General features: G+C 68.7%; 19 protein-coding genes. 5 read left to right on the top strand and 14 right to left on the bottom strand.

Translation table 11 applies throughout. The features are described from left to right. Positions 1-365 precede the first annotated feature (365 nt). Positions 366-935, bottom strand: coding sequence for a GNAT family N-acetyltransferase (locus tag LAJ19_RS16055; RefSeq protein WP_225523878.1), 570 nt, complete (start codon positions 933-935; stop codon positions 366-368). Positions 936-1,859: 924 nt separating this feature from the next. Here LAJ19_RS16055 and LAJ19_RS16050 point away from each other — a divergent pair. Genes LAJ19_RS16050 through LAJ19_RS16040 form a run of 3 tightly spaced genes read left to right on the top strand, consistent with a single transcriptional unit; the run spans position 1,860 to position 5,066 of the window. Then, positions 1,860-2,912, top strand: a complete 1,053-nt coding sequence (locus LAJ19_RS16050; protein ID WP_225523877.1) for a hypothetical protein — start codon at positions 1,860-1,862, stop codon at positions 2,910-2,912. Next, positions 2,909-4,441 (top strand): vWA domain-containing protein, encoded by a 1,533-nt coding sequence (locus LAJ19_RS16045; RefSeq protein WP_225523876.1) that lies wholly within the window; start codon positions 2,909-2,911, stop codon positions 4,439-4,441. Before LAJ19_RS16050 ends, LAJ19_RS16045 begins: the two co-directional genes overlap by 4 nt. Continuing rightward, on the top strand, positions 4,428-5,066 hold the full coding sequence (locus LAJ19_RS16040; RefSeq protein WP_225523875.1) for a hypothetical protein: 639 nt from the start codon (positions 4,428-4,430) through the stop codon (positions 5,064-5,066). The genes LAJ19_RS16045 and LAJ19_RS16040 overlap by 14 nt, the downstream gene beginning before the upstream one ends. Positions 5,067-5,119: 53 nt before the next feature. On the opposite strand, the gene LAJ19_RS16035 is transcribed toward LAJ19_RS16040, so the two are convergent. The 6 genes from LAJ19_RS16035 to LAJ19_RS16010 all read right to left on the bottom strand — a co-directional run bounded on the left by LAJ19_RS16035 (position 5,120) and on the right by LAJ19_RS16010 (position 13,849). Continuing rightward, positions 5,120-7,642 (bottom strand): WG repeat-containing protein, encoded by a 2,523-nt coding sequence (locus tag LAJ19_RS16035; protein ID WP_225523874.1) that lies wholly within the window; start codon positions 7,640-7,642, stop codon positions 5,120-5,122. Positions 7,643-8,190: 548 nt separating this feature from the next. Then, positions 8,191-9,447 (bottom strand): DUF945 family protein, encoded by a 1,257-nt coding sequence (locus LAJ19_RS16030; RefSeq protein ID WP_225523873.1) that lies wholly within the window; start codon positions 9,445-9,447, stop codon positions 8,191-8,193. 610 nt (positions 9,448-10,057) lie between these two features. Continuing rightward, positions 10,058-10,927 (bottom strand): MBT domain-containing protein, encoded by an 870-nt coding sequence (locus LAJ19_RS16025; RefSeq protein ID WP_225523872.1) that lies wholly within the window; start codon positions 10,925-10,927, stop codon positions 10,058-10,060. A gap of 103 nt (positions 10,928-11,030) precedes the next feature. After that, positions 11,031-11,585, bottom strand: a complete 555-nt coding sequence (locus tag LAJ19_RS16020) for a hypothetical protein (RefSeq protein ID WP_225523871.1) — start codon at positions 11,583-11,585, stop codon at positions 11,031-11,033. Beyond that, a complete protein-coding gene (locus tag LAJ19_RS16015; RefSeq protein WP_225523870.1) occupies positions 11,542-12,705 on the bottom strand; it encodes a diaminopropionate ammonia-lyase in 1,164 nt (387 codons plus the stop codon). Before LAJ19_RS16015 ends, LAJ19_RS16020 begins: the two co-directional genes overlap by 44 nt. 10 nt (positions 12,706-12,715) lie before the next feature. Continuing rightward, positions 12,716-13,849, bottom strand: a complete 1,134-nt coding sequence (locus tag LAJ19_RS16010; protein WP_225523869.1) for an ArgE/DapE family deacylase — start codon at positions 13,847-13,849, stop codon at positions 12,716-12,718. 48 nt (positions 13,850-13,897) lie between these two features. Here LAJ19_RS16010 and LAJ19_RS16005 point away from each other — a divergent pair, with 48 nt between their 5' ends. Then, positions 13,898-14,566, top strand: a complete 669-nt coding sequence (locus LAJ19_RS16005) for a GntR family transcriptional regulator (RefSeq protein ID WP_225523868.1) — start codon at positions 13,898-13,900, stop codon at positions 14,564-14,566. 12 nt (positions 14,567-14,578) lie between these two features. Then, positions 14,579-15,058 carry a sensor histidine kinase gene (locus tag LAJ19_RS16000; protein ID WP_349774852.1) on the top strand — a complete coding sequence of 160 codons (480 nt, stop codon included), beginning with the start codon at positions 14,579-14,581 and terminating at the stop codon, positions 15,056-15,058. A 504-nt stretch (positions 15,059-15,562) separates the two neighbouring features. On the opposite strand, the gene LAJ19_RS15995 is transcribed toward LAJ19_RS16000, so the two are convergent. From LAJ19_RS15995 to LAJ19_RS15965, 7 genes are all read right to left on the bottom strand, one after another. Further along, on the bottom strand, positions 15,563-16,837 hold the full coding sequence (locus LAJ19_RS15995) for a VWA domain-containing protein (protein WP_225523866.1): 1,275 nt from the start codon (positions 16,835-16,837) through the stop codon (positions 15,563-15,565). A gap of 316 nt (positions 16,838-17,153) precedes the next feature. Continuing rightward, positions 17,154-19,388, bottom strand: a complete 2,235-nt coding sequence (locus LAJ19_RS15990; RefSeq protein WP_225523865.1) for a DUF5682 family protein — start codon at positions 19,386-19,388, stop codon at positions 17,154-17,156. After that, positions 19,385-19,621 (bottom strand): hypothetical protein, encoded by a 237-nt coding sequence (locus LAJ19_RS15985; RefSeq protein ID WP_225523864.1) that lies wholly within the window; start codon positions 19,619-19,621, stop codon positions 19,385-19,387. Before LAJ19_RS15985 ends, LAJ19_RS15990 begins: the two co-directional genes overlap by 4 nt. Further along, positions 19,621-20,709, bottom strand: a complete 1,089-nt coding sequence (locus LAJ19_RS15980; protein WP_225523863.1) for an AAA family ATPase — start codon at positions 20,707-20,709, stop codon at positions 19,621-19,623. Before LAJ19_RS15980 ends, LAJ19_RS15985 begins: the two co-directional genes overlap by 1 nt. A 48-nt stretch (positions 20,710-20,757) precedes the next feature. Next, entirely contained in the window at positions 20,758-22,212 is a 1,455-nt protein-coding gene (locus LAJ19_RS15975; RefSeq protein ID WP_225523862.1) for a DUF5691 domain-containing protein, read from the bottom strand. Then, positions 22,209-23,609, bottom strand: coding sequence for an SWIM zinc finger family protein (locus LAJ19_RS15970; RefSeq protein WP_225523861.1), 1,401 nt, complete (start codon positions 23,607-23,609; stop codon positions 22,209-22,211). The genes LAJ19_RS15975 and LAJ19_RS15970 overlap by 4 nt, the downstream gene beginning before the upstream one ends. Before the next feature lie 1,039 nt (positions 23,610-24,648). Further along, positions 24,649-26,031, bottom strand: coding sequence for a diguanylate cyclase (locus tag LAJ19_RS15965; RefSeq protein ID WP_225523860.1), 1,383 nt, complete (start codon positions 26,029-26,031; stop codon positions 24,649-24,651). Positions 26,032-26,033 lie beyond the last annotated feature (2 nt).

The raw sequence follows: 26,033 nt of genomic DNA, 5'->3' as shown, positions 1-26,033 counted from the left end.
CAAAGGGCTTCCATCGGCTTCAAACGCCACGCCTGGGTATGCCCTGATGGCCGGGTCCTGCCTCACGTGACGCAGCCGGTGACCCTGCACAAAACAGCGTGGCCAGGCGTGACCTGGTGGGTGGCTGCGCTCCGGCAGGAACGGGCACAGCGTTGGGTGTCGTCCTCTCCGGTCGGACCCACGGCGTCCCACCAGGTGACGGGAAGAGCATCGACTGAATCCCGGCCACCCCGTTGAAGATGCCTGTTCTCCGCTGGTCCGTGCTCAGCTCTCCTCTCAGACCGGGACGCTGCCCTCACTGCCGGTCATCATGGCCGTCCTCCTCACAAGTGGATGCCCCCTTGGACGGATGCCAACCACGACCCTCAATGCGGACGCCCGGTGTGGTGCTCTGTCTCGTCAGTGCGCAGCCTCGCATACATGATGAGGTCCTCAAACGTGTCGCCCTTTCGTGCGAATCCGCGCAATACGCCTTCCCGCCGGAAAGCGGATTTTTCCAGGACTCGCGCTGACGCCCGGTTCCGTGGAAAAACCGTGGCTTGAATGCGGTGGAGCCCCAGATGGTCGTACCCGAACTCAAGGATGACTGGCAGGGCCTCGGAGGCGTAGCCGCGCCCCCAGAACGGTACGCCGAGCCAATACCCGAGCTCGGCGCGCGTCCGCCCCGGGTCGGGGCTCAGGGTGACCCCACCCAACAGCTGGGACGTCTCCGCCAGCGTAATGGCCCAGGACAAGGCCTGCCCCTGTTCGGCCGCTGCCGCCCGGGACAGAATCCAGGACCGTGCCAGCTCCGGCGGATACGGTGAGGGGATGGACAGCATGCCGTCGGCCACCTGCGGCGACCTGAGCAGGTCAATCAAGCCAGGCTCATCGGGCTCGGCGAAGGGCCGAAGACGCAGGCGATGGGTGGTCAGCGTGGGGATAACCTGACTCATGGTGCAGTGTAATCAGAAGCCCCAGGAAAAGGGGCGGCCGACACTCAGCTTCGAGGCGGGCCGGTGAAGCGCCGCAACCGGTGCCCCCCGCGTCCACCGCGCTCCGCTCCAAGGTGCCGAAGAGGCGAGAAGTCCAGCCGCTCCAGCCCATCCTGAGCGACTGCGTGAGCTCTGCGCTGTACGGCACTTCCCGCGACGCGCCGCCGTGACATCTGGCAGGCGCGGCGGGATTGGCGTCGTTCTCGACCGGAACCGGACAGCCCGGGCTCCGGGTCAGCAGGGCGTGCTGCCGCGTGTGGTTCAGACCAGGACGACCCGGGAAGATTGTCTTCAGGCCCGGACGACCGGGCCAGGGGGTCCCACTCGGGCTCAGAGCGCCTGACGTCATGCCTCAGGTTGCGCTGCGATGGCCGCGTCCTGCCGTGGTGCCCGCGCGGATGCGGCCAGCACACCTGAAGGCGCGGCCATTCTTGAATTCATGGACATACCCGTGTGGAATTGATGCCTGGTTCAGTGCCGCTGCAACCCCAAGCGTGGGTCATGACAGCGGATGACCCTGGTTGGGCTCCGGTCAGGTTGGGCCCGACTCAGGCCGCTCCACGCGCCCAGGTGCCCCCGACCCGCCAGGGCTGTCGGGGGCACCTGAGCACGCCGCGCACGCCCGCTCAGGGCTGGTCACGCAGAATCTGACCGCTGAGGCTGGCGTGTCCGGTCTGGACACAAAGCGCGTCAAGACACCCCGCTGACACACTGCGCCTGTGCCCAGTTCCGCCCTGGTTGGGCTGACACAACGGTGACACGGCCCCTGCACCATGAATTCAGGATGAGCGCACCAACGATCCAGAAAGGCCCGGCAACGATGACCAGGGCCTGCGCCGGAGCCCCGCACGACGGGCTTTCCCTGAGCTTCCACCGGAGCGCCGGATGAAACGCACCCTTGCTCCCCTCCTCAGCGGCGCGCTGCTGCTCGGCGCCGCCTACGGCGGCTACCGCAGTTACGCTCAGCAACACCCCCGCATCACGGTCCTGAAAGGCCTGATCGGTTCGGAGAAGGCAGATTTCTTCGCGGATCCCGCCGTAAAAGCTGCGTTGAAAAAGCGTGGCTTGACCGTCACCGTGGAAACCGCCGGTTCCCGCGACATCGCCGCGCGCACGCTGAGCGGCTACGACTTTGCCTTTCCCTCCGGCAGTGCGGCCGCGCGGCAAACGGCCCTCAGGGCAGGGCAAAACGCGCAGGTCACTGACATCTTCTACACCCCGCTCGCCGTGGCCACCTGGGCGAGCCTGCTGCCCACCCTGAAGCGCGCCCGGGTGCTGGACAATCAGACGCTCAACGTTGCCCGGCTGCTTGACTTCTCCCTGCGCGGTCAGCGGTGGCGGGACCTGCCCGGAAGTCCTTTCAAGTCCGCGCGAACGGTCCTGGTGTCGACCACCGACCCGAGAACGTCAAGTTCCGCAGCGGCCTTCCTGGGCGTGGCGGCCTTCACGCAGAACGGTGAGCAGGTGCCGGACGAACACAGCGTCCCGGCGCTGCTGCCCAGGCTCCGCCCGATGTTCGCGCTGCAGGGGTATCAGGACGCCAGCAGCCAGGGTCCGTTTGAGGACTACCTCGCTATCGGAATGAGCAAAGCGCCACTGGTGCTGGTCTACGAAGCGCAGTTCATCACCGCCGGGCGGGCCCGGCGCCTCAATTCCGCCATGCGCCTGGTCGCCCTGACGCCCAACACGTACACCCGGCACGCCCTAGTGTCGCTGAGTGACCCGGGCGCACGTCTCGCGCAGGCCCTCACGGAGCCCGAACTGCAGGGCCTCGCCGCGCAACACGGCTGGCGCACCCTTGATCCCCGGGTGTTTGCCAGCGCCATGAACGCCGCCGCCAGGGGCGCGGTGGCGGCGTCCGCAGGTGACGCGATTGACCTGCCCGCCGCCGCGGTCCTCGACGCCCTGGTGCAGGGCGTCAGTGGAGGCGCGCAGTGAAGGCGGCCACGAAAACGCTCAGCCGGGTGCTGCTCAGCGGCCTGCTCCTGGGCTGCGCCCCTGCCGCGCGGGAGCAGACGCTCGACGTTCTGGCCGGTTCGGAACTGAGCGACCTTGAAGGCCCGGTGCTCGACGCCATTGCCAGGAACACCGGTGTCCGGCTCAAGCTCCGCTCTACTGGCACCATCGACGCGGCCGAACGCATCGCTGCCGGTCAGGGGGCTGACCTCGCGTGGCTGTCCAGTGACCGCTACCTGCAGCTGCACCCCGGCGCGGCGCGGCGCATCCTCGCGCGGACGCCCACCATGCTCAGCCCCGTGGTTCTGGGCGTGCGTCAGGACCTCGCGCGGCAGTGGGGCTGGGAGAAGGGCGTCTCGTGGAAAGACGTCGCGGTGAAGGCAGGAAACGGGGAATTCAGCTACGCCATGACCAACCCGGCGGCGTCAAATTCCGGTTTCAGCGCGCTGGTCGGCGTGACGTCCGCCCTGGCCGGTGGCGGTGACGCGGTGGCCCTGGAGAAGCTCGACACGCCGGAGGTGCGCGGCTTTGCGCGGGGTGTGGCCCTGAGTGCCGGGTCCAGCGGATTTCTCGCGGACGCCTACGTGCGTGATCAGGACACGCTCGGCGGCATGATCAACTACGAGAGTGTCATCACGCAGCTCAACGCCTCCGGGCGGCTGCGTACCCCCCTGACGGTCCTGATGCCCGAGGAGGGGGTCGTCACCGCCGACTACCCCTTGATGCTGCTCAACCCTGACGCCCGCGCAGCGTACGGCCGCGTCACCGCCTACCTGAAAACCCCGCAGGCGCAGGCGCTGGTCCGGGAGCGCACCGGCCGGCGCACCCCCGGTGGGCAGACGGACGCGCCACCCGAACTGGCGTTTCCTGGTTCGCTCGGCGCGATTGACGCGACGCTGCGGGCCTACCTCGACGAGAACCGCCGCCCGGCCAGCACCACCTTCGTCCTGGACATCAGCGGCTCGATGCGCGGTGAGCGCCTGGCGGCGCTGAAACGCGCCTTGCAGGCCCTGGCCGGGGGGGACGTCAGCGTCACCGGCCGGTACGCCCGCTTCGCGCCGCGCGAGCAGGTCCGGCTGATCACCTTCGCCGACCGGGTTCATGACCTGAAGACCTTCGAGGTGGGCCCCAGCGGCAACGAAGGCGCGGCACTCCGGCAGATTCACGACTATGCCGGACGTCTCGAACTGCAGGGGGGCACGGCCATCTACGCGGCCCTCAACGAGGCCCTCAGGCACCTGAAGGCCGAGGGGCCGCAGCCTGAACGGATCCGCACGGTGGTCCTGATGACCGACGGCGAGAACAACGAAGGCCCGGAACTCGAGGCGTTCCTCGCGCAGTACGCCACTCAGCCGGCGCATGTCCGGGCGGCGCGCATCTTTCCGATTCTGTTCGGCGAAGCCCGCCCTGACGAGATGGCACAAGTCGCCCGGGTGAGTGGCGGGCGGGTGTTCGACGCGCGCTCCACGCCGCTGCCCATCATCTTCAAGGACATCCGTGCGTACCAGTAACGCCGCGCTGTACCTCTCCTCCACCAAGCACCTCGCGGGCACGGCCCTCGCCCTGGTGGGCCTGACCCTGATGCTCGCGGGCGTGATCGGTCCAGGCTGGCCGGTCATTACCCTCGCCCTGTACGCCGCCGGTGCGCTCGCCATGCCGGCCACGCCCCGCACGGCTCGCCCCACGGCCACACCCGTTCACACCGCCGACGTTCTCGCCCGGCTTCAGGCCCTTGAAGGACGAACCCGTGGCCGGCTGCCCCGTGAAGCCGACACGCACCTGCACGCCACCATCCGTGCCCTGCGCGAAGCCCTCCCGCGGCTGCGTGAACTGGAAAAACGGGGGGACCAGGGCGCGTACCTGGTCCGTGAAACCGCGCTGAGTTACCTGCCTACCACGGTCGAGTCCTACCTCGCGCTTCCGTCCGTTTACGCGCGCCTCCACCGCCGGCCCGACGGGCGCACGCCGGCCCAGGCACTCACTGAGCAGCTCGCCCTGCTCGCCCGCGTGATGGGTCAGGTGGTGGAGGAGCTCGCCAGCGACGACGCGGCGGCTCTCGAAATGCACGGGCGCTTCCTTGAGGACCGTTTCCGCGCCGCTGAGTTACACCTGACGTCCACCGGCCAGCACCCCTGATCCGGCTGGGGCGCTGGCCGCGCGGAGCAGGGAGCCCGCAGCGCGCCCGCCACCTACCGTCTTTTGCGGCCTTGCTTACGTGGCGTGCGGCGTTGGGCCTGCGCTCCCCCTGCCGGTCGTGAGCGGCTGGGGTCTGCGGGTACAGCGGCCGCGGGCGCCGGCTTCCACCACCGTGCAGTGAACCCCAGCGTCACCACGCCCAGGATCACCAGCAGCGCCAGCAGCCTGCCGTTGATCCGGGCCTGACGCCGCTGCTCCATGTCGGCGATGGCCTCACCGATCCTGGTGATCTCCTGCGGTGGTGGACCGGTCATCAACGTTTCCAGGGCGACCGGGGCCACCGCCTCACCCACCTGGTGGTCCTGGTAGCGGTGCCCCGGCACAAAGTGGATCTGCCCGCTGAGCTTCAGCACGTCCTCCTGAAAAAGCTCGAAGTGCATCGCCTGCAAAGGAGAGCGCCACACCGTGGAGAGAGCGACCACCTCACGCCGCCCGAACAGCGCCACGTTCAGGACGTCCCGGCGCCCGCTCACGTCAACAGGCGCGTCGGTGTAGGCGTACGTCAGCTGCGGGCGCACCGGGTCCAGCCGAGGCGGGAGCAGCCACGCCAGGTGCCGGAAGCTGGCAGCGCCGGTCCCACCGGCCAGCGACCCGGCGGTGTAGACCTTCATGGTCTCCAGCAGCTCATCCGCGCCCGGCAGCGGCTGCGTGAGGTCCATGTGGCCGCGCTGCACCACCGAGATCTCCGTGCGCCAGTGTTCATGTGGGCCCAGCAGCCAGCCGGTGCGCACGGGAACCGCCCCTGCTGGAGCCGGCGCAGCGCCGTCGCTCAGCCGGCGTCTCAGCGCCGCGAGCGCCTCAGCCGGTAGATAGCGGTAACCGGCCGGCACCGACAGCCGCACACCCGGGCTCAGTGAGACGTCCTGTGGGCCGTCGAGCCAGTCCGCCTCACGGATCAGCCGCTCGGCCCGCTGTTCTTCCGGTGACGCCACCCAGTCGAACACAGTCCGTTTGCCCTGCGCCCTCAGATAGGCCTGGTCGTTCAGACGGTCGCGTTCAAAGGCGTGCTTGTGGTCCAGCAGGGCCTTCTGAGCCGGCGTCAGGGCACCGTACTCTGCAAATCCGGCGTCATTGACCCGGCAGACCCCGGCGCTGTCTGCCGGCCAGATGCGCTGCCCTTTGCGGTTGAACGCTTCGTCAATGGCGCAGCGCCTGCTCGCGCGCACGCGCAGAAACGGCCGCCCGTCCAGGTCCGTCCAGACCACCTCGTCCTGATCGGTGGTGACTCTGGCCGCGTTGCGGCGCACCGGAGTCTGAACATCACCTTCCCAGGGAGCCAGTTCAATGCTCGTGGGCCGCAGCGCCTTGAAGCCGGGGAGTTCCTGTCCCTGCAGGTTCAGCACCACCGGCCGCCCTTCACCGCTGGGGGGTGCCGGGGGTAGGGTCACCATCACGCGGCCGTGCTGGAATTGACCTGAGCTGGCATACCGGGCCGGGATAACCGGACGGCCCGAGGAATCCAGGAACCCGTAGACCGTCTGCCCGTTCTTCTCCCGCCGGTACGATACGCGCCCCTCACCGTGAAACCCCAGGTGCTGACCTGCGCGCGGGGCGATCAGGACCCGGCCGGTGCGCAGGTCGAGCAGGCCGCTTTCCTGACCTGTGCTGAAGACCCCCAGGCCAGTGACCGGGCTGCCTTCAGGGTCACCGTGGATGTAGGCTTCCTCCCCCTGAACCGCAAACAGGGTCCGCCGGTTGTTGCGGTCGACCAGCCGCGTGACGTCGTCGCTCTGCACTGTCCACCCGCCGCCCGGCACCACCGTCACGGCGCAGCTTTCCTTGCCTGTCGTCCGGACGAGTTCACGGCCCCTCCGGTCAATGCCGGTGCAGACGGTCGCGGCATGTTCGGAAACCCGGCGCATGACCGTGGTCCGTCCATCCACAAACGGTCTGTCGGACCACTCCAGGGTCGGGATGACGGTCCGCCCACGCGGGTCAATGTAGCCGGAACGCTCCCGTGCGCCTTCGGTCCACTGCACGCTCGCCAGGCCTTCACTGAAGGCCGTGGCGGCGGTGAACTTCGGTGGAATGACCCAGCGCCCCGAGGTGCCGATATACCCGTACTTCGCGTCCTTGCCGTGCAGCCTGGCCGGCGCAAGCCCACCGGCGAACTGCCCGATGAATTCAAACCGCGGCTCGATGACAACTGTGCCGTCCGCCCCGAGCCACCCCGTGAGACCCGACTGCTTCTCTACGGTCCAGCCGCCGCCGTTTTCACGGATGTCCGTGTACCAGGGCCGGACTGTCCAGTTGCCCCCGCGGTCGACCAGGCCGCACCCCTGGTACAGCGTCGTCACGCAGACGGGCACGAGCTTTATCTGTACCAGGGGGCCGGCTGCTGCCTGCGCCACCTGTCCCAGGCCCAGCACAACGAGCAGTGCGCCCACCCACGGCCGCCGGTTGGCCCGGCCCTGGAAAACCGGGAACACAGCCCGCCCCCGCCACAGTGCACCGGGCCAGGGGCTGGTCAGGGGCGGCAACTGCGCAGGCAGGAGGGAGTGAGGATCAGAAGGCATGCATACCAGCTGTCGAGTGTAGCGGCCTCGTCTCCATCGGCCTGCACCATTTCAACAGCAGCCATTCCAGGACGCCCGGATCATGATCTGCCAGATACCTGGCGCGCCGGCACGAACCTTGAGGACCAGGGGCTCCCGGCGGGCACATGGTCGTGTCCGTGCCGCCAGCGTGTGCGCTTCCAGGCAAACTGGTGTTCACCCACTGCCACCAGATCTCGCCGGCGTCCTCCTGCGACGCGAGTCAGAACGCGGGTCTGAAGATGAGCCGGACACGGTCGAACTGGCCGACCAGAACCCCCTCCGGAGTAAGGGGGTGGGAATGGGTTGCGCTGACGCCCGTTCTGCTGACGTGTGCAGCTGCCCCGGTGCGGTGGGTGCGGTGGTCTCTGAGCCACTTCCCTCCGGTCACCCTGCTGGTGGTGTTCTCCTGCTGGCACCGGTGGTCTGTGGGGCGCCCGGTGCGTCACCTCAGGACAGGTGCGGCGCGCCGAGAATCGCCTGGTGCCGCGGCGTGTACGTCTCGGCGGGTGGGGTGCCGCTGACGGCCGTTACTGGATCGGCACGCCGTTGACCTTCACGCCGCTGTCGTCGAGCTGCACGTCGGTCACGAGGCGGCTGCCCTTCTTGAGAAGCATGCCCTGCTCCTGGCTCATCTGCAGCATGGCGCTGACCTCCTCCTTGCTGGGGGCGAACCGGGCCCCCAGCGCCTCGATCGCCTGCGCCTCCCCTTCGGCGTGCGCCTGGACCTTCACCATGGACATCAGCGCCTCAGGGTTGAGCATCAGGTCGCTCCAGTCGACGTTCGCCTCCGCCTTCAGGGCCGCCTTGGCATTGAGTTGCACTTCATCCTTGCCGCTGCCCACCGAGAAGCGGTCGATCGACAGGGCTGGAGCGCCCTTCAGAAGCGCCTCGATGATCGGATTGATGGCCTCCGGATCGAAGTTCTCGTCCTCGACGTCGAGCCTGCTCAGTTGCGCCAGGGCCTTGCGGTCCAGGCGGCTGAGCGTGAGGTTGAGGTTCAGGTTGTCGAGGGTCTTGTCCTCGAAGGCGGCCTGGGCGACGTGGTAACGCACGCTGCTGGACACGAATTTCGCGTCGCTTTTGATCTCGCTCTCGGCTTTGACCGGTCCCAGGCGGAACAGCGTCTTGCCATCTTCGGTGCCTGTGATGTCCCCGACGTTGATGGTCGCCGCGGCGTTGCCCAGGCCGTCCGGGGCGTTCTCGCCGGTCATGAACCAGGTGGACGCGCCGACCGTCACGAGGCCGCTGTCACCCTTCATGGTGAGGCCGGGCCACTGACCGTCGGACCGGACGCGGTCGCCTTCAGCAGTCACCGTGCCGCTGGCGGCTTTCCAGGTGGCGGTCATCCCGTCATCGGTGAACTGGCCCTCCGGCACCCGGTAGGTCGTGACGCTGTTTCCCCCGAACTTGACGAGCGTGTTGAGGCTGATCTTCTGGCCCCCGAAGGCTTTGTCCAGTTGCGTCTGAACCTCGGTGGGAAAGGTCACGTCGGTGGTGACACTGGCCGCCCCAAACATTTTGCCCTGGGGGAAGGGGCCGTTGTGGACGTGGCTGGTCAGGGTGATCACGAAGGGCTCGTCACTCTCGGGCATCAGGGTGATGGTGGTGACCTGCGTGCCGCCCAGGGCGTTGCCTTCGTACGGGCTGCTCACCATGGTGGCGACGCCGGAGTCCTCCAGGGCTTTTTTCGTGCGGCCGAGCTGTTCCTGCACGTCACGCTGGGTTTGTTGACCGGCCACCACCGCGAGGCCGGCGCCTCCGAGGAGGAGGGCGGCGGTGGTCATCAGGGCGATTCTGGCTGGGGCGTTCTTCATGGTCGTGTTCATCCTGGACGACCGGTGGGTGGCTGGATGCCGCAAGTGTGGACGGAGGCCTCTGAAGCCACGATCAGCAGCGGTCGTCAAGCACGAACGCGTCGCAGGTCACCGGGTTGTCCTGCCTGCGGATCGGCCGAAACCGGGATGCAACACGCCTGACCATAAGCACGCCCAGGATCCTCCGGTTACCTGGGCGACGGGCCTCAACCCTTGAGGCAGGTTGTTGGCCTCAGAGAGACGACAGAGCGTCAGCAGCGCAGGCGGCCTCAGACTCAGGCCACCTGCTGCCCGACTTCACGCCACAGCCGGAGCATTCATCGCTGGTGACAGTGACAGTCGTCCGCGGGAAGAGTCGAGCAGGCCCGAGAAGGCAGATTCGTGCTGTACGCGTGCACACCGAGAATGCCCAGTGGTCGTCGCTCGGCGTAGCCTCCGCACAGCAGGAGTCGTTCCTCAACGTTCCGGCCGCATCAACGTGAATCGGTGAGCCACGCGGACGGCCAGAGGGAACCAGTGCCCTGGACGCTTCTGTCCGCTGAGCACCCTCCTCGCTCCACTGGCCACGACCCTGGCGGTGTCAGGAAGCGCCGCAGGCCCAGCGCTCGCCAATGCGCGGCGCGGTGAGGTAGAAGCGGCCCAGACGCTGCACCATCGGCGTGGCCACACCCCCGCTCAGGTGACCGCCCTGGAACGAGACCGTGCGGGAGGCACTGTCGGTTTTGAAGGTGCCGGTGCTGGGCGTCTGGAACCCCAGGTACTGGTACGATCCCTTTGCCGAGAGGACCACGCTCCCCTTGGGGTTGAAGACCGTCATCTGACTGGCCGTGTCGTACGACTGGGTATTGCAGGCGTATTTTCCAGGTTTAAGCGGGGCAGTGACGTGCGGACCGCCCGGAAAGAAGGCCAGGTTCCGGGCGGTCAGCCAGGCGTCCGCGCTGGCGCCCTCGCCGTCGAAATGCACCTTGAACTGCCCGCCCTGCGCGGCAACGATGCGGGCGTCGTACCACTTGCCGCCTCGCTGGGCGCGGACCTCGTCGCCGACCCGGAAGCCGCGGGTGGCCGCCACGGACGCTTTGCCCTGGTCCCCGGGCTGGTAGCCCAGAATCTCCTGAGCGTCGGCGTACGTGACCCAGGTGGGGCCGAAGCCGTCGTAGTGCACCTCGTAGCGGCCGTTCTGAAGGCTGACAATATGAGCGCGGTAGCGTTTGTCGTCGTCCAGGTAGATGACGGCGTCGCCCGGCTGGTACTGCCCGCCGGGCGCTTTGACCAGGGTGACGCCCTGAAGGGCGGCGGCAGTTTCACGGGCCGCTTCGCCCCAGGAGCCGTACGGCACGGCGGGGTCGCGCAGCGTCTGGGCGCTGGCCGTACAGGCCACCAGGGTAAGGATGAGTGTCATCAGGCGGCGCAGGGGCCGCGGACGGGGTAGGCAGCGCAGCGTGTGGGTCATGAACGGCTCCGGGGTTGAACAAGGGCGGTGAGTCGTCTCCTCCTGTCAACGCAGGTTGGCGCCGGGGTTCAAGGCGGCACAGGCAGGTGCGAGCGGACCGTGATCAATGTGCAGGTCGGTCTGAGGCAGCGCGGAGAATCTGCGGCCTGCCGTGATTCCCGCCCGCCTTGAGCCTGAAGAAGCTCTCCGGTGGAAGGTTGCCCAGCATGTCGCGGCCGGCGTTGGGGGCGTACAGCGTGCCCCCAAACCAAAGCGGCTCTCCTCGTCTGTCCAGTCCGCCAGGCGCAGCGTCACCGGGTGGGGGACAGGCATTCTGCGCGTGAAGGCGCCGCAGGACTTCCCGCCCGGCAAACACGTTCAGGTACCCGTCAAGCCAGCCGCCGTCCGGGACGCTGTCCAGGTCTCCCCCGCTCCACACCTCCTGATCGGATTCGCCCGGCAGGGTCGGCCAGAGCTTCCCTGAGGGATCAGTATCCACCGTGACGGGCAGGGCGGTGAGTTTCTCGCGCAGGAAGTCGCGGGCGGCCTGCCAGGGTCCGGTGAACGCGACGCGCTGCGCACCCAGTTCATCGCTGGTGGGCCGGCGAGGTTGATCCAGTGCGGCGGTGGTCCGCTCAGGGCCAAGCGTGGTTTGTGCTGGCCTGGATGATTCGGGCATACGCCTCCGGATCGGTGTCACCTTCCGTGGAAATGACCAGCACTGTGCTGTGCGGTGTCAGGCCCACGGCCGTGCGGGTGGCATGCGCGCCGTCGCCGGTGAGCAGCGCCAGCAGGCCACCCGCGCCGGCAGCGCCACTTTCTCCTGAAACCACGCCGTCCCGGGCCAGCAGGCGCATCGCGTCTTCCGCCTGCCGGTCGGAAATGGCGACGGCCGCGCTCAGCCCACCTTGCAGGTACGGCCACGCGAGGGGGGAGGTGTTCCCGCAGTTCAGCCCCGCCATGATCGACACGTGCGGCCCCGGCACCTCGGTCAGCTCGCCCGCTTCCAGCGAGCGCAGCACACACGCGGCGTGGGTGGGCTCGACACCGACGACCCGCGTCTCGCGGCCTGGGGCGCGGTAGTGCTGCACGACCGCCATGGCCAGCGAGCCGACGCCCATCTGCGCGGCGACTACATCCGGCTGCTGACCTCCCTGTTCCGCCAGTTGCCGGTCAATCTCCTGGAAAATGGTGCCGTAGCCTTCCACCACCCAGCCGGGCACGCGGGTGTACCCGTCCCAGGCGGTGTCACTGATCACCAGGTGCCGGTCGTCCGCGCGCCGGGCCGCGGCCGCGACCGCCTCGTCGTAGGTGCCGTGGATAACGTCCACCCGCGCGCCTTCCCCCTCGATGGCCTGGATGCGGGCGGGCACCATGTCCTCCGGGACCAGGATGTGCGCCTCAAGGCCCAGCCAGCGCGCGGTGCGGGCCACGGCGCGGCCATGATTGCCGTCCGTGGCGGTCACCAGCGTGAGAGGCAGATGCTTTTGAAGCTGCGCACGCAGCTCCTTCAGGGTGGACCAGGGCGTGAACGGCCCGTAGCGGGTCTCCAGTTCGCGGTACACCGCCCAGGACGCCCCGAGAATCTTGTAGGCGGGCAGGCCCAGCCGGTTGGCTTCGTCCTTGACCCAGGCGTCCCGGACCCCCAGGGCCTGCGCGAGCTGGGGGGCGCGCACCAGGGGGGTGGGGGCGTAGCCGGGCAGCCGCTGGTGGAACGCCAGCAGGGCGGGGTCGGGCGGAGTGGCCACCGTGATGGCGGGGGCCGGCTTGAAGTACGTGCGCACAGTGTCCATGGTCATCGGGTTCCTTTCAGGCGCAGAACGCGCGGAGGGTGGCGGTCAGGATCTGCCGGCACTGCTCGGCAGAGGCGAGGTCCACCCACTCCTCGGTGGCGTGGGCGCCACCACCGCGTGGGCCGAACACCACGGTGGGAATGCCTGCGGCGGCCAGGAAGGCGGAGTCCATCCAGAAGGTCTGGCCGATCACGGCGGGCGGGGCGCCGAGCTGCTGCTCAGCTGCACGCTGGAGGATCTGAACGATGGGCGCGTTCGGCGCGACGCCGAACGGGTCGCGGGCAAGTGTGACGCGGTGCTCGGCGTGGAAGGTCGGGTCGGCCTTCAGGTCCGTCAGCAGCGCCTCGATCTCCTGCGTGACCGCTTCAGGGGTCTCGCCGGGCAGGGTGCGGCGCTCGACCTGCAGGGTGCAGCGCTCGGGGTAGCTCGACAGTTCCTGGCCGCCGGTAATCAGGGAGGCGTGCAGACTGCCGTGGCCCAGAAGAGGGTGTGCCGGCCGGGCTGTCAGCGCCTGACCGAGGCCTTCGAGTTTCCCCAGGACGCGGCCCATGTGGGCGATGGCGTCCACGCCCAGGTCGGGCCGGGAGCCGTGGGCGGCGCGGCCATGGGTGATGATCTCGTGCCAGGTAAAACCCTTGTGCGCCACGCAGACGCACAGCTCGGTGGGTTCGGTGACGATGGCGGCGTCGGCCGTGACGCGCCGCAGCACGGACTGCATGCCGAGGCTGGCGTGTTCCTCATCGGCGACGGCGGTCAGGATGACGTCGCCGCGCAGAGGGGTCGCCTTGGCGTCGAGGAGCGCCATCAGGCAGGCCGCGAGGCCACTTTTCATGTCGTAGGCGCCGCGCCCGGACATGCGGCCGCCGCGCACCACGGGGTCAAACGGTGCAGTCATGCCCTCAGTGCCGACGGTGTCGAGGTGGGCGTTGAGCAGCAGGGTGCGGCCGCCACCAGTTCCTTTGACCGTGGCGATGACGCTGAAGCGGCCGGGGGCGGCTTCGTCAAGTTCGGCGGGAATGTCATGCTCGGTGAGCCACTGAACGACATAGCGAGCGATGACCGCCTCGCCGGCACCCCCGGGGACCAGGGCGGGGTTGGTGGAGTCCAGGCGGATCAGGGCCGCCAGCAGGTCGGTCAGCGTCTCAGGCACAGTAATATATTATATGTCACACGCCAGGAAGTAAACTGAGGAGTAAGGATGCCAATCCCTCCCACCGCCCCGAAACACACCCGCTCGCTCGCCCGCGAGGACGTTTACAGGCAGCTCAGCACCTGGATCATCGACGGCACCCTCGCGCCTGGAGAGCCCCTGCGCGATCAGGACATCGCCGCACAACTCGGCGTCAGCCGGACCCCCGTGCGGGAAGCGCTGCGCCGGCTTGAAGACGAAGGGCTCGTCGAGACGGCCCTGAACCGCTGGACGCGCGTAGCCGCGCTGCGCGACGAACAGGCCGCCGAGCTGTATCCCGTCGTGGAGGCGCTGGAGGTGCTTGCGTTACAGCTTGCCGTTCCACATCTGACCGAAGGTGATCTGGAGCGCCTGCGCGACCTCGACATGCAGCTGCGTGAGGCCCTGCACCACCGGGATGCCCGCGGAGCCGTTGAGGCCGACACCGCCTTTCACGACATCTGGATCACAGCGTCCGGCAACCGTGAACTTCAGCAGACCTTGCGCGCGCTGAAACGCAAGCTCCGCCGCATCGAACTCGCGTACTTCAACGCCGCGTCCTGCGGGGAAGCGTCACTGCACGAACATGCCGCCATCCTCGGCGCCCTGCGCGCAGGAAAGACAGAGTCAGCTGCACGCGCCCTCCAGGCAAACTGGTTGGGCAGTCTGCGTCGTCTGGAGCACCACGTCACGTCCTGACCCCTGTCCGCTGTGGTTTTACCCCATCAAGCTCGGCGCGTGGACAGCTTCTCGAAAGCGAGTCCTCCGCGGCCACACGGCCCACACCAGCGCCCCTCAACCTGCGCGACGACATCGAGGATCTCGTTTTCGCTGGACTGCTTGTGTTTCAAGACCCCTCCCTGGAGACGATCTGGGCTCATCCGGAGAGGACTGAAATACCATCGCCCCGGGGTCGCGCCGCACGTTCAGGTGATGGCCGAGCGGAAACAGGGCGAGTGGCGCTTCACGGTGCAGGACAACGGCCTGGGTAGCGGGCCGCAGTACCAGGAACGGATTTTCGAGATGTTCCGGCGCCTGCACCACCGTGACGAGTATGAAGACACCGGGGTCGGACTGGCAGTGTGTCAGAAAATCGTGAACCAGCACGGCGGCCACCTGTGGGTCGAAAGCATCCCAGGTAAGGGCAGCGCGTTCCTGTTCACGTTGCTGGGAGGGGACCTGGTGCTGTGACGGGGGCTTGCGTGCCACTGTCCGCCGTGAAGAGGTGGTCGCCAAGCGGCACTAACTTCGCAGCGCACGTGTCGACCCTGGCGTGAACGACGTTCTGGCACGCGATTTGGCCCGGTCCTCCCGGAGGAGTCCTGGAATTGCCGAACCGCGGATGTCACCGTGATGGTCGGCATCGGGGTGGACGGTACCGCCCCGTACGTTCAGTGGGGTGGCAGTCGCTGCGCCGCTGGGTGCGACGCGTTGCATAGGAGCCGCAGCTCTGGCGAGCTGCTTCTGGCACCGTCGCCGGCCTCCCCCAATTGTCCAGCGTGAGGAAGGCTGTGGGCGCAGCCCTCTCCCCCGTCGTCACCGCTGCTGGCCGCTCCACAAGGACGGGGCGGGCAGTCTGTCCGGAAGTAGCAGGAACCGTCCTGGCGGGGGGTGCCACACCCGGCAGGCTTCAGAACAAGCCGCCCACCGGCCTTCAGTGGGCCGCCCTGCGCCCTTTGCCGGCCGCCGGCTCCTTCAGTGGTCTACTGGCCCAGGCGGTGCATTCTCCTTGGCGCGGGCGGTCACGATGCCGCGGGAGGCGGCCCAGCTTCCGATATCCCCGCCCTGCAGGGCGGTGGCCATCAGGTCGGGGAAGAACTCTGGCGTGCAGGCGAATACCGGAATCCCCAACGTGGCCAGGCGGGCCGCGTTGTCATGGTCGTAACTGGGCGTGCCGTCGTCGTCCAGGGCCAGCAGCACGATCACTCTGGCGCCCATCTCACGGAATTCGTTGAGACGGCGGATCATTTCGGCGCTGCCCGATCCCTCGTACAGGTCGGAGATCAGGACGAACGTGTGCTCTTCGGGGTTGGTGAGCAGGCCGTGGCAGTACCGCAGGGCCAGGGGCGTGTCGTTTCCACCGCCAAGCTGCACGCCGAACAGAACGTCCACCGGATCGGCCAGGTGGTCGGTCAGGTCCACCACGGCCGTGTCGTAGACCACCACGTTTGTCTTCAGGGCCGGCAGGCTGGCGAGCACCGCACCGAAAATACCGGCGTACACGACGCTGGACGCCATGCTGCCCGACTGGTCCACACAGAGGGTCACGGCCTTCAACTGCCGCCGGGCGCGGCCGTAGCCCACCAGATGTTCAGGAATCACGCTGCGGCGCGCGGGGTCGTAGGTGCGCAGGTTCCTGAGCAGGGTCCGTCCCCAGTCCACTTCATTCTGGCGTGGCCGCAGGTTGCGCTGGGCGCGGTTGAGGCTTCCCGTCACTGCGCTGCGCAGCGGCTCGGCGAGGCGCGACTGAAGATCAGCCACGACCTTGGCGACCACCTGACGCGCGAGCGCCTTGGCCTGGTCCGGCATGGCGTCTTTGAGGCTGATCAGGGTGGCGGCCAGGTGCACGTCAGGCTGCAGGTGCTCCATCAATTCAGGTTCCAGGAGCAGGGCGGACAGGTTGAGCCGGTCGACGGCGTCCTGCTGCATCACCTGCACGGCCGACTGCGCAAAGAGCTCCCGGACCTCACCCAGCCACGCCGCCACCACCGGCGCACTCTTGCCGAAGCCCACGTTGCGGTGCGATTTGCGGCCTTTTTCCGGTCTGCTCGTCTGCACGGCAAAGGGGGCGCCGTCGTACAGCGACGCCAGCGCGGCATCGAGGCGGCGGTCCTGCTCACCGAGCGTGCAGCCGGTGCCATCGGCACTCTCGCCCCGCGCGGTCTCGCCGCCCAGCAGCAGCCGCCAGCGGCGCAACCGTTCCAGCTCCGGCGTAAGGTGCTCTGCGAACGCTTCTGTTGCTCCTGTCACGCTTCCTCCATGGTGTGCCCTTCAACGCCCTGGGGAGGCGGACCGTCATCCTGGCCTTCCAGGGTGTCCAGGCGAGTTTCCCTGCGCCCGGGCGTGGCCTGTATCGTCGCGCCGGGCGTCAGGCCGTCTCCATCCGCAGGGGACGGGGCGCACAAGCCGCAACCCGGATCCCAGGCCTGACCCTGTGCCACTGCCGGACGTCGGGGCTGGTCCATCAGCCACTGCGGACGTTGCCGGTCCTCCTTCGGTCCGGTCCACGCCACAGGCCAGGGCGCGGCGGCGGCAAGGAACGAACCCGTCATGTTTGGGGGCCGGTTCATGATTTGTCCGCCCCCAACAGCCGCAGGACCACCGGCACCACCTGGGCGCCCAGGTCGTCATTGACGGCCTTCACGGTATCGGGCTTCTCCAGGCCCCGCAGTGCTTCGCCCAGGTTCCGGCGCGCGTGCGGCTCAAGTTGCGCCAGGGCCCGGCGCAGGGGCGGCAGCACTTCGGTAAACGCTTCGCCGTCCAGGGTCACGACCCACGCATCAAGCAGGGGAAGAACCGCCGGATCGTGACGCAGGGTCTGCCCGTCCTCGCCGATAAAGCCCACCAGCCACGCGGCAACGTTCAGCGGTGGCGATCCAGGGGCGAGCGCCGCGGCCAGGCGGGCCTGAACCTGCTGGGCGTTCAGGATGCCCCGGTCACGCAGGCGGTTCACGGCGTCACCTCGCAGCAGAGGCGCGGTGCCTTCGGCGTCCAGGGCGTGCAGGGCAGCACTCCACTCTCCGCTGGCGTCCGGATCGTCGAGCAGGCGCACGGCCGCGTCGGCCTGCGCCACCTGACTGTAGAGGGTCTGCGCCGCCGCCTCGCCCAGGCCGTGCGCGGCGTTGGGTAAGCCGGCGGCAGCGCGGGTGACCAGGGTGCGGAACACCGGCCGGAGGTCATCGCCCTCCCGCTGACGCACGTCGCCGTACCGGGCCAGGCGGGCAAGCGGGGCGAGGGCCAGCAGCAACGCCGCCGTGTCCGCGTCGGCCGCCCGGGCATTCAGGCGGGCGAGCGTGAAGTCGGCGGCTCCGGGCAGGCCGCACAGCCGCGTGAGTTCCAGCAGCCGGGAGAGCGTCTCCAGGTCCGGTGCCTGGCGCGCCTGCGCGAGGGCTGCCCCGTGCGCCGCGCGGACGAGGGTATTGCCGTAGCGGCTCGCTTCCACGATGCGGACGCTGAATTCCGGGTCCCAGCGCAGCGTCCACGCTTCCTTGAACGTGCCGGCGCCGCGGGCGGCCGACTGTTTTGCCCACGGCACACGCAGCAGGTTCAGGCGGTGGAACAGGTGCGAGCGGCTTAGGCTGGCGTCCTCGCGCAGGTCGAGGGTCATGTCGCGGGTGGTGGGGTCACGCTTCAGGCGCAGCCGGGTCAGGGTGGCCGCCAGGTCCTGCTCCAGCGGTACGGCCGGGACGCCCGGGGGCACCGCGCCGAGCGCTTCACCCACAAACAGTTCTTCGGTGAGCAGGCGCAGCGGCGTGTCGGAGTCCCAGGCGAACACCGCCCGCGTGGCGTCCGTCAGTTCATCCAGCCCGGCGAGGTGCCGCCCGCGCAAGGTGGCCAGGGCGTCCGCAAGACGAACCGCGTCGATGACCTGGGCGCTCGAGGCGTCCAGACCGCGGGCGCGCAGCAGCCGGGCCGAGCGGGTCAGCCAGCGCTCGCTCACCTGCGTGGACGTGCCGTACAGATGCGCGTACCAGCCTGGGGAAGTGACGCCCGCGCCGTAGCCGCTGGCCTGCGTGAGGCGGCCATGCGTCCAGGGGGTGATGGTCAGCGCGACCTTGGCTTTGGGCAGGCCTTTGACGCGGGCCGGGTCAGCTTTGGCCTCGCGGGCCAGCATCTCGGGCGTCAGCGCGGGGCTGTGCCACGCCCCGCACACCACCGCCACACTGCCTTTTTTCAGGGCCGCCCGGATGGTCTGACGCATCTGCGCCTCCCGGATCAGGTCCTGCCCGGACGTGTGCCCGTCTTCAGCTTCACGCACCGCGGTCATCACCTCCGCGATGGCCGAGAAGACGGCCTCACCCTCCCCGCGCGACTCGACCAGCGCGTCCCACCAGCGTTCGAAGTCGCTGTACCCGGCGGCGTGCGCGAGCAGGGCGAGGGGATCGGCGCGCACTGCTTCTGCAGACGTCAGGTCGGTGGCGGGCGCCGCGGCGTCTGGGTCAGCGGCCGTTTCTTCGGGCGCCCCGAGGTCATCCGCTTCGCTCCCGGCCAGAGTCACGCTGGCGGGCAGATCCATAAACGCGACGGGCACGCCACGCGCCAGCGCCCAGCGAATCGCGGCAAACTCGGGGCTGAATTCTGCCAGCGGGTAGAACACGGAACGCTCGGGGCGGCCCTGCACGTGCGCCATGACCGCGACCGGCGGCGTGAGCGCCGCGTCTCCCAGAAAAGGAATCAGGCTGTCGGCGTCCACGGGGCCTTCGATCAGCAGTGAGGCCGGTGGGTTGGCGTCCAGGGCCCGCACCACGCTGCGCGCAGAACCGGGGCCGTGGTGCCGGACCGGGTAGAGTTGCAGGTTCACGTCGCCTCACCCGGCCGGTGATCCGGCCAGCCCATGGACTTGTCCGGGGTGTTGCCTTCCGGGCCAATGGCGTGCGGGTTCTGCACCGTGTCCAGCTGTTGCCGGGCCGACAGGCATGAGCTGTTCACGGGGTTCAGGAGCTGCTCACGGCCCTTGGCGCCGAACAGGTCGCTCTGGGTCCCGCCAGCCACATGCAGGTCGTTCAGGGCCCGGGTCAGCGCGTCGCGGGGCATCAGCTGACCTCGCGGCACGCCGTATAGAACTCCTTCCAGCCGGCCCTTTTCTTGATGGTCGTTTCCAGGTATTCGTTCCACGCGGCCTGGTCCTGCACCGGGTCTTTCACCACGGCGCCGATGACACTGGAGGCCACGTCGCGGCTGCTCAGGGTGCCGTCACCGAAATGGGCGGCCAGGGTCAGTCCGTTCGTGACCACGCTGATGGCTTCGGCCACACTCAGGCTGCCGCTGGGCGACTTGAGTTTGGTCTTGCCGTCCTCGGTCACGCCGGCGCGGAGTTCGCGGAAGACCGTCACCACGCGGCGGATCTCGTCCAGGGCCGGGGGCGCGTCGGGCAGACCCAGGCTGCGGCCCAGGGCGTCGACCCGGCGCGTCACGATCAGCAGCTCGTCCTCCAGGCTGTCCGGCACCGGCAGGATCACCGTGTTGAAGCGGCGTTTCAGGGCGCTGGACAGGTCGTTGACGCCCTTGTCCCGGTTGTTGGCCGTGGCGATCAGGTTAAAGCCCCTGACCGCCTGCACCTCGGTGTTCAGTTCGGGCACCGGCAGCGTCTTCTCGGACAGAATGGTGATCAGAGCGTCCTGCACGTCACTCTGCACCCGGGTCAGCTCCTCGAGGCGGGCGATCTTGCCCAGGCGCATGGCGTGCATCACTGGACTTTTCACAAGCGCGGCTTCGCTGGGGCCCTCGGCGAGCAGCCGCGCGTAGTTCCAGCCGTAGCGGATGGCGTTCTCGTCGGTGCCGGCTGTGCCCTGCACCAGCAGGGTGCTGTTGCCCGAGATGGCCGCGGCGAGGTGCTCACTCACCCAGCTTTTGGCGGTTCCGGGCACGCCGAGGAGCAGCAGGGCCCGGTCGGTGGCGAGGGTCGCCACCGCGATTTCCATCAGCCGCGGCTCACCCACGTATTTCGGCGTGATCTCGGTCTCGCCGGCCTGCCCGCCCATCAGGTACGTCAGGACGGCCCGGGGGCTGAGGTTCCACATGGGCGGGCGGGGGTGCCGGTCGTGCTCGGCCAGAGCGGCGAGTTCGTGGGCGTAGGCGTGCTCCGCGTGCTGGCGCAGGACTTCGGGGGTGGTGGCGGTCATGGGGTTCTCCTTGGGTTGAGACGAATGCTGCTCGTGAAGGGAAGCGGGTTAAGCGTGGGCCGCGAGGGTGTCGCGCCACTGACGGCGGACCTGGAAGCTGTGGGTCAGGGCGCGCCACGCCTCAAAGGCGGCCTCTTCGCGCCGGGCGTGTTCGTGGCGCTGGCTGTCCTCCCATGAGGCGGGGGTCTGCCACGATGGAAGCTTCGTCGGGCGCGGCGGCAGCTCGAACGGCCGGGGCGCGGGCATGGGAACAGTCAGGTCAGGGCAGAGGCCGCGTCCCAGGACGTCCCTCAGTTGCGTCGTTTCCCAGGTCGTGCCTTCGCGCTGAAACAGGTCCAGTGTCCGCCCGAGCAGGGCGGTCTGGACGTCTCCGGGTTGGGCCATGAGGTCCCCGAGATCCTGCAGTGGACACACCGCGGCCCAGAGTGTCCGCGCAGACACGGTCGGCTGCTTGATGAGTTCGCGCAGCCGGCCGTGGGCCACAGTGGGGGGCACGGCCAGTGCATCCGGCGCGGATGCCGGGGGCTCCTGAAGTTCGTTGGGCAGCGACCAGTGGTGCGCCCGCGCGGCTTTCAGGAGCGCCTGCCAGCTCACCTGGAGGGTCTCCAGGATCAGCGGGGTGGGCAGTGCGCCCAGCAGGCGGTGAAGGTCACTGTCGTCGGCGTGCCCGGCCCGGGGTCGGCCCAGCGCCGGCGGGAGATCGAACGCGCCGAAGGTGATCTTCTTGTTGGCCTGTCCGCTCACCTTGACGGCCTGGGTCAGCGCGGTCAGCAGTTCATCCTGCAAGGGACCACGCAGGTGCCCGAGCAGTTGCCGCGCCTGCTTCTGCAGGTCGTGCGAGCGGTCTTGCGTCGCTGTGTCCAGCACAGGCCGGTCTTCGGGCCGCAGGTCGCGCCGCACCAGGGCCAGCAGTGCCCGGCGCTGCTCGGCCGGCTGACTGACCCAGAGCGCCTGCAGGTGCTGCGCGGCCCGCTCAGGGTCAGTGCGGCGCGCCTCGGCCAGCCCTTCGAGGGTCGCCGTCCAGGCGGCGTCTGCCTCGGCTTTCTGGGCTTGTCGGTGCAGAGGATGCGCGTCCAGCGTGGCTCGGGCGCGCACATCCGCCAGCGTCCAGAGCAGGCGCGTCAGGTCCGGGGCCAGGTGGTGCAGGCGCAGCACCTGGGCGGCGTTCAGGGTCCAGCCGCGCGCCATCACGGTCCCCAGCGCCTGGGCCGCCAGTTCCGGGTCGGTGCGGTGAAGCGCCGGCAGAAGTGCGGCCAGGGGCGCCGGGATCGGCCGCGCCGCGGCGGCCAGCAGCGTGGGTGGTGGAGCGGCGGCGGGCACAAGTGGCGCGCCCGCGCGCGCATGCAGGCCGAGGAGAGCGGCCCGGCCCAGCAGCAGGGCTTCGGGCGTATCGCCGGGCACGCTGGAGAGGGCTTCTTTCAGCGCTCCAGAGGGAGCGGGAAGTTCCATTCGACTGGTGCCGCGGGTGGCGACGACCGCGAGCTGGTGCAGGTCACGGCTCATGCAGGCACCCCAGGCTCAGGGGCAGGCTCACGGGCAGACGGTTGAGCTGAACTGGCGTCGGCTGGGGTGGAGCCAGGCCCCCCGGCGGGGACGGCTCCGACAGGCAGAAAGCTCTGCCCGTCCCACTCGCCGAAGTAGGTCTGCAGGCCCGTTTCCGCGTGGGCCAGCATGGCCCAGAGGTCGGCCGGCTCGACGCGCCCGCTCAGAGGCACCGCGTCACCCGTAGCGTCGCACAGTTGCGGCGGGTCGAGATTGACGTAGGCCGGGCCCACGAACGCGCCGATCCGTTCCAGCCAGGGATTCCGGGCGAGCGCCGCCGCATACCGCCGCTGGAGGCCGCTCAGGGTGCCGCCAGGAAAAGGCAGGGACGTGTCCACGGCGGTGACCTCACCCTGAACGACGGCGCGCTGTTCACAGGCGGACGGCGCAAACGCGACGGACGCTGTGAAGGCCTGGCCGTGCGGGGGTGGGGCCGGCAGCCCCTGCCCGGCGGGGGCGAAATCGAGCAGCAGGGCGAGCTGGACTTCAGCCCCTGAAGGGCCTTCGCCCAGCAGCCAGGTGCGGCGTACGGTCAGCTTGCCGTCCTCCTCATGAACGGCGCCCAGAGCCTGCCAGACCTGCGGCGCGGCCGGCGGCAGCGCGGCGCGGTCAAGTGGGGCGCCCAGGGCCGTCAGGAGGTCGGCGCGTTCCACTTCACTCAGCGAGTCCCGGTGGTGCCAGCCCTGGGTGAGCAGCCACAGCCGTCCCAGGTGAGCGGTGAGCGCCTCGCCGGTCTGGTCGTGCAGCAGTTCAGGTATCTGCCTGATCTGGCGGGCCACGCCTGGAAGCTGCGCGTCGATCTGCCGCGCCGCCTGCCGGTCCCAGTCACTGTAGGGGCGGGCGCGGGCGGCGTGAAGGCCTTCGCGGATGAGGTCACTCAGCCACAGCTGCAATTCTTCGAGTCCGGCGGTGCGCTTGCGGTCCCTTGCCGCCTGGGTTTTGGCCCGCGCCTTGGCCTGCGCAGCGGGGTCGGCCGGTTCAGCTTCGGGAGGGAGCGCTTTTTCGGCGCGGGCGACGCGGCCACCGAGCCATCTGGCCAGGTCCGGAGGTGGAGGGGCGGTGTTCCACTCGCCGGCCGCCGCGGCGCGCAGCAGGAGCAGTCCCAGGGCGTGCTTGCAGGGAAATTTCCGGCTGGGACAGCTGCATTTACTGGCGACCTCGGCCGTTCGGGTGTCCACTCCCACGAGGTAGGGGTGGGCGCCGCTTCCCTGGCATTCGCCCCACAGGACGTCGCCGTCCTGGGCCAGCGTGGGCCATCCGGCGGGCCGGGCGAGTTTCTGGGCAGCTTTGGCGCTGCTGCTGTCTGGCGCAAGGGCCAGTGCGGCGTCGACGGTCAGTCGGTCGAGGAAACTAGACAATGCGTAAACTCCTTTGGAATTATGTTTCTGGCGTAATTGTAACACATGTACTGTTTCTGTCAAGGCGGCTGCCTCCAGGAGCGCACGGGGCCCGCACCCGCACCAGAAAAAGACCCAACGACGCGGACTGGCAGGACCCCTGCCCGGAGAGCTGGGTTGAGCCGGGAACCACAAGACGTGAAGGCAGTGCAACGCGCGTGTGAGGGTGCGTTTCAGCCTCATCAGGTGGTGCACCCGTCGTGACCCCGAGTTCCGCGGCGCGCAGGAGCCGCCTCACGCGGAGACCGGGGCCATCCAGCCCACGTCATGGCTGTCAACGAGGTCTCCCGGAGGCAGGTGAGTGTTCCGTTCATTCCGCAGCGCCGGTGGCCGCCCAGGTCCGGGGTGGAAGCTGCCCCACGCGACGAGGCCGCCTGCGGGCTCAGCAGTCCAGAGGCCAGCGAATCGAACCCCAGCGCCCCTTTGCCGGCCCTCTCTTACCACAGCCAATCCGCCCGCACCAGTTTCCCTTTCCTGCTCAGTTTTCTGGCGGTGACACCGGCCCCGCGGGCCTCACCGATCTCTCCGGCACGCGGCTCGTTCTCCGGGGCAGGGCCGTCATGGGCGGCGCCGCAGTTCCACTGGACTGTGAGCCTCATGCCGAGGGGCAGGCAGGCAGAGGCCCCGCCCTCGCCGGTTCCAGGGGGCAGAGGGCCATGAGACAGCCAAAACGTTTCACCGGGTGAGCATAGACCGGGGCCACCGGTCCCAGGGGAAGACTTCAGCGTCCGGCAGTTCGCTGAGCGCCTGCGGCCCATGGAGTCTCTCCCGCGCGGGCAAGGGCGTGAACCGGTCCACGAACGGTGCCAGGGCATTGGACGAACTCACGAGAAGGCCGCTCCTGGGACTGCGTCAGCGGCGGTTGTGGCGCGGCGGGAAGCCACCGGTGATCCGGGCGTCACCGGCCCGAAGGGACGCCCCCGGTTCTCCGCCGGGCCGGTGTCCTGACCCTCAGGGAACCATCCTGCCGCCTCTGCGGCCACGACGAGCCGTTCCGGGTTCAGACACGTTTCTCGGCGCGGTGCCTCAGCTTCTCCTGGTACATCCTCTCGTCGCTGAGCCGCAGCAGATCTCCCCCACTCACCGCTTCTGCCGGGAAGCTGGCAACCCCGGCGCTGACGTCAGCCCCCGGGAAGCCCGTGGCGCGAATGTCCGCCACGGCCGCGCGGAGCCGGAGCAGCAGGGCCGTGGCGCCGTCAGGTCCGGTATGGTTCAAAATGGCGACGAACTCGTCGCCACCAAAACGGTACAGCAGGTCCTCGCGCCGGAGCCTGGCCTTCATAGCCTGCGCGAAGGCCCTGAGGAACTCATCACCCCGGGCATGACCCTCGCCGTCATTGATGACTTTCAAGCCGTCCAGGTCAAACGAGGCCACGCTGACCGGATGCCCGTGGCGGGACGCACTGTTCAGCGCTGCGTCGAGCGCCGCATCAAACGCCCGCCGGTTGCCCAGACCGGTCAGCCGGTCGGTCATTGCCGCCGCCGCGAGAAGTTCGAGACTGCGCCGGCGTTCAAGCGCAACACCGATGCTGCGGCTGCCCACTTCCAGCAACCGCCGGTCGCGGTCCCGCCAGGGTTGTTGCTTCCGGCGCAGGAACGAGAGCACATACACCTTGCCGTTGACATCAAGGGGAACGTGAGCAAGGCTGCCGAACCCCGACGCCGTGTGCTCTTCCAGCACGTGTGGGGACGCTGTGACGTCATCGGCATACAGCGGCCCAAGTTGCTCGATGGCCTTCCAGAGGGGCGTATCCGAGCGCGGCAGGCCTGAACGCCGGTACCGGTCGATCCCCGCGTCCGACTCGCCCTCACCATCCACGACGACCGCCACTTCGTCACGCAGTTCCCAGAGCAGGAACGTGTCCACTGAGGCGAGCCGGAGCAGCAACGCCGCCGCGTGCCGCATGACATCCTGAACACTTCCCGCCTGTTCCAGCGCTGTGGACAGCTGAAACAGGCCCTCGATCTCCTGCCGGGCCTGCTCGACTTCCTGGAGCAGACGCATCCGTTCCAGGGCATAGCGCAGACTCCGTTCGAGCACCACCGTACTGAGGTCACTCTTGACCAGATAGTCGGCGGCGCCCAGCTTCATGGCAGCGACATCGACCTCCCGGTTGTCCACCCCGGTCAGGAGAATAGCAGGGGCTGACCGGAGCGAGGCTTTCAGCAGCTGCAGAACGTCCAGACCGCTGTGGGCACCCAGGCGGTAGTCGACCAGGTAGACGTCGAACTGACCGGAGGCAATCTCCTCGGCCGCCGTCTCGATGCCGTCTGCCCAGGTCACCCGGCACGTCCAGCCCTGAACGTCCCTGAGGAGGTCCCTGGTGAGGAGAAAGTCATCCTCATCGTCATCAACAATCAGGATCCGGAGGCCGCGTTCCACCA

This window comes from Deinococcus taeanensis, assembly GCF_020229735.1.
Classification (GTDB): domain Bacteria; phylum Deinococcota; class Deinococci; order Deinococcales; family Deinococcaceae; genus Deinococcus; species Deinococcus taeanensis.
This window is presented reverse-complemented; position numbering and strand designations above follow the sequence as displayed.

Bases quoted from the DNA above. Each gene is read 5' to 3' on its own strand.
- LAJ19_RS16030 (WP_225523873.1), bottom strand. From the start codon at position 9,447: ATGACCACCGCCGCCCTCCTCCTCGGAGGCGCCGGCCTCGCGGTGGTG.
- LAJ19_RS16015 (WP_225523870.1), bottom strand. From the start codon at position 12,705: ATGACCATGGACACTGTGCGCACGTACTTCAAGCCGGCCCCCGCCATC.
- LAJ19_RS15985 (WP_225523864.1), bottom strand. From the start codon at position 19,621: ATGCCCCGCGACGCGCTGACCCGGGCCCTGAACGACCTGCATGTGGCT.
- LAJ19_RS16055 (WP_225523878.1), bottom strand. From the start codon at position 935: ATGAGTCAGGTTATCCCCACGCTGACCACCCATCGCCTGCGTCTTCGG.
- LAJ19_RS15975 (WP_225523862.1), bottom strand. From the start codon at position 22,212: ATGAGCCGTGACCTGCACCAGCTCGCGGTCGTCGCCACCCGCGGCACC.
- LAJ19_RS16005 (WP_225523868.1), top strand. From the start codon at position 13,898: ATGCCAATCCCTCCCACCGCCCCGAAACACACCCGCTCGCTCGCCCGC.
- LAJ19_RS16025 (WP_225523872.1), bottom strand. From the start codon at position 10,927: ATGACCCACACGCTGCGCTGCCTACCCCGTCCGCGGCCCCTGCGCCGC.
- LAJ19_RS16035 (WP_225523874.1), bottom strand. From the start codon at position 7,642: ATGCCTTCTGATCCTCACTCCCTCCTGCCTGCGCAGTTGCCGCCCCTG.
- LAJ19_RS15980 (WP_225523863.1), bottom strand. From the start codon at position 20,709: ATGACCGCCACCACCCCCGAAGTCCTGCGCCAGCACGCGGAGCACGCC.
- LAJ19_RS16050 (WP_225523877.1), top strand. From the start codon at position 1,860: ATGAAACGCACCCTTGCTCCCCTCCTCAGCGGCGCGCTGCTGCTCGGC.
- LAJ19_RS16020 (WP_225523871.1), bottom strand. From the start codon at position 11,585: ATGCCCGAATCATCCAGGCCAGCACAAACCACGCTTGGCCCTGAGCGG.